This is a genomic window from Accumulibacter sp. (assembly GCF_032229525.1).
Taxonomy (GTDB): Bacteria; Pseudomonadota; Gammaproteobacteria; order Burkholderiales; family Rhodocyclaceae; genus Accumulibacter.
Genome location: NZ_JAVTWB010000022.1, coordinates 1 through 3238 on the forward strand (window position 1 = coordinate 1; position 3238 = coordinate 3238).

Genomic DNA, 3238 nt, shown 5'->3' on the forward strand with positions numbered 1-3238 from the left:
GCCCGGACATGGGGCAGGGCTATATCGTCGATTCGTTCATGGTCGTCGTCCTCGGTGGTGTCGGGCAGCTCGCCGGCGCGGTCTGGGCGGCGCTCGGCCTCGGCGTGCTGACCAAGTTCCTCGAGGGCTGGACCGGCGCAGTGGTCGCCAAGATCGTCGTCCTGGTGATCATCATCATCTTCATTCAAAAGCGTCCGCAGGGGCTGTTCGCCCTCAAGGGCCGCTTCGTCGAGTCGTGACATTGTGACCGGAGCATCGATGAGTTCTTCCCTTGCACGCACGCCGTTCATTGTCCGCCTCGGGCGCAGCTTCGACGCGCGCAGCTGGCTGCTGGTCGGCCTTTTCGCTGCCTTCGCCGTGGTAGCGGTGCCGATCATGCACCTGCTGCTGCCTCCCGAGAGTCCGCTGCACCTGTCGACTTATTTCATCACCCTGACCGGCAAGATCCTCTGCTACGCCATCGTCGCCGTGGCGATGGATCTGATCTGGGGCTACGGCGGCATTCTCTCGCTCGGCCACGGTCTCTTCTTCGCCCTTGGCGGCTACACCTTCGGCATGTACCTGATGCGCGAGATCGGTCGCGAGGGCAGTTATCAGAGCGATCTGCCGGACTTCATGGTCTTCCTCGACTGGAAGGAACTGCCGTGGTTCTGGAGCGGCAGCGACCACTTTCTGTGGGCCGTGCTGCTGGTGCTGATCGTACCGGCGCTGATCGCCTTCGTCTTCGGCTATTTCGCTTTCCGCTCGCGCATCCGGGGGGTCTACTTCTCGATCATCACGCAGGCGCTGACCTACGCGGCGATGCTGCTCTTCTTCCGCAACGAAACGGGTTTCGGCGGCAACAACGGCTTCACCGATTTCAAGCGCATCCTCGGCTATTCGATCACCGCACCGGAAACGCGGGTGGTGCTGTTCGGCCTGTCGGCGCTGGCGCTGATCGGCACCCTGTTGTTGGCACGTTTCCTGGTTACGTCGAAGTTTGGTCGCATCCTGACGGCGATCCGCGACGCCGAGTCACGGGTGATGTTCATCGGCTACAACCCGCTGTGGTACAAGCTCTTCGTGTGGACCCTGTCGGCCATGCTCTGCGCCATCGCCGGGGCGCTCTACGTGCCGCAGGTGGGGATCATCAATCCGTCCGAAATGGCGGTGGCCAACTCGATCGAGATTGCCATCTGGGTCGCCGTCGGCGGGCGCGGCACGCTGATCGGCGCGGTTATCGGCGCCTTCATCGTCAATCTCGCCAAGAGCTGGTTTACGGTCAGCTTCCCCGAGTACTGGCTGTTTTTCCTCGGCACGCTGTTCATCGTGTCGACGCTGTGGCTGCCGCAGGGTGTGGTCGGCCTGGTCCAGCGACTGCGCGCCGGGGTCGGCAAAGGAGAGCGCCAGGAGGAGGTCGGTGAGCCGGTCACTGCAGCGAAGGGAGCGCGCGCATGAACGCTGCCAATGCGGCCAACGCCCCGCTCAACGATAACCCGAACTGGGACAGCGGGACGGCCGAACTCGGGCATATGCTCAAGCCGGGCCAGCTCGACCTGTCGCACAAGGTGGTCCTCTATCTGGAAGACATCACCGTCAGCTTCGACGGCTTCCGTGCCTTGAACAAGTTGTCGCTGGCGATCGACGCCGGTGAGCTGCGCTGCATCATCGGCCCAAACGGCGCTGGCAAGACGACGATGATGGATGTCATTACCGGCAAGACGCGGCCGGACGAGGGCACTGCTTTCTTCGGTCAGACGCTCGACCTGACGCGCCTCTCCGAACCCGAAATCGCGCATGCCGGGATCGGGCGCAAGTTCCAGAAACCGACCATCTTCGAGAATCACACGGTCTTCGAGAACCTCGAGCTGGCCATGAAAACCGACAAGCGCGTCTGGCGCAGCCTGCTGGCGCTGCTTGATGCGGCGGATACCGACCGTATCGCCGAGACGCTGCAGAGAATTCGCCTCACCGCCCACGCCGACCGGCTGGCCGGTCTGCTCTCGCACGGGCAGAAGCAGTGGCTGGAGATCGGCATGCTGCTGATGCAGGAGCCCAAGCTGCTGTTGCTCGACGAACCGGTCGCCGGCATGACCGACGAAGAAACCGAACGCACCGGCGAACTGTTCCTGTCGCTGGCAGGAAAGCACTCGCTGGTGGTCGTCGAACACGACATGGCTTTCGTCAAGCAGCTCGGCGGCAAGGTTACCGTCCTGCACGAAGGCAGCGTACTCGCCGAAGGCGCGCTCGAGGAAGTGCAGGCCGACGCGCGGGTCATTGAAGTCTACCTGGGGCGTTAAGATCGATGACTGCGATGTTGAATGTAACGAACCTCAACCAGTATTACGGCGGCAGCCACATCCTGCGCGACCTCAGTTTCACCGCCGAGGCCGGCAAGGTGACGGCGGTTCTCGGGCGCAACGGTGTCGGCAAGTCGACACTGCTCAAGTCGCTGATGGGGATGGTGCCGACCAAAGGCGGCAGCATCGAGTTCGCCGGCTGCGACCTGAGCCGTTCGGCGTCGCACCAGCGCGTGCGCGCAGGCATCGGCTACGTGCCGCAGGGGCGCGAGATCTTTCCGCGCCTGACGGTGCACGAAAATCTGCTGATGGGATTGGCCAGCTGCCCTGGCAGCACGCCGATTCCCGAGCGCATCTTCGAGATGTTTCCGGTGCTGCGGCAGATGCTGCGCCGGCGTGGGGGTGACCTTTCCGGTGGCCAGCAGCAGCAGCTGGCGATCGGCCGTGCTCTGGCCATGGGTCCGAAACTGCTGATCCTCGACGAGCCGACGGAAGGCATCCAGCCATCGATCATCAAGGACATCGAGCGCGCCATTCGGGCGCTGGCGCAAAGCGGCGAAATGGCCATTCTGCTCGTCGAACAGTACTATGATTTTGCGCGTTCGCTGGCCGACCAGTACCTGGTGATGGAACGCGGCGAGATCATCATGCGCGGACGAGGTGAAGACATGGAAAAAGATGGGGTTCTGGCAGCCCTGGCAGTTTGACTGCGGTACAAAACAGGCAGGTGCTCGAGGAAGCGACTCGCCCGGCACAGTGGGCGCTCGAGGAGGCTGCGCGTCCGGGCTGGCAGGCACGCCTGGCCTTGGGTTTCGAGCGTCGTGGCGCGGTCAGCGCACTGGTGCAGCGCGACCATTACGGCCCGCTACGCGTACAGAAGGCGCTCTACCCGGAAGGCCCGGACGTCTGCCACGCCATCGTTCTGCATCCGCCGGGCGGTATCGCCGGCGGTGATGCTC

Annotated in this window: 3 protein-coding genes and 2 pseudogenes; all 5 read left to right on the top strand. The window is 63.6% G+C overall.

What is annotated here, in order from left to right; genetic code table 11:
• A pseudogene (locus tag RUW20_RS01765) lies at nucleotides 1–239 on the top strand (urea ABC transporter permease subunit UrtB); the annotation flags it as partial.
• 19 nt (nucleotides 240–258) lie between these two features.
• Nucleotides 259–1437: an urea ABC transporter permease subunit UrtC gene (urtC, locus tag RUW20_RS01770; protein WP_313950474.1), complete on the top strand. Its 1179-nt coding sequence runs from the start codon at nucleotides 259–261 to the stop codon at nucleotides 1435–1437.
• Complete coding sequence (gene urtD, locus RUW20_RS01775; protein WP_409559284.1) at nucleotides 1434–2279, top strand: urea ABC transporter ATP-binding protein UrtD; 846 nt, start codon at nucleotides 1434–1436, stop codon at nucleotides 2277–2279. The genes urtC and urtD overlap by 4 nt, the downstream gene beginning before the upstream one ends.
• A gap of 14 nt (nucleotides 2280–2293) precedes the next feature.
• Nucleotides 2294–2986, top strand: a complete 693-nt coding sequence (gene urtE / locus RUW20_RS01780) for an urea ABC transporter ATP-binding subunit UrtE (RefSeq protein ID WP_313950475.1) — start codon at nucleotides 2294–2296, stop codon at nucleotides 2984–2986.
• 20 nt (nucleotides 2987–3006) lie between these two features.
• Nucleotides 3007–3238 (top strand): annotated as a pseudogene (locus RUW20_RS01785) (urease accessory protein UreD); the annotation flags it as partial.

Bases quoted from the DNA above. Each gene is read 5' to 3' on its own strand.
- urtC (WP_313950474.1), top strand. From the start codon at position 259: ATGAGTTCTTCCCTTGCACGCACGCCGTTCATTGTCCGCCTCGGGCGC.
- urtD (WP_409559284.1), top strand. From the start codon at position 1,434: ATGAACGCTGCCAATGCGGCCAACGCCCCGCTCAACGATAACCCGAAC.
- urtE (WP_313950475.1), top strand. From the start codon at position 2,294: ATGTTGAATGTAACGAACCTCAACCAGTATTACGGCGGCAGCCACATC.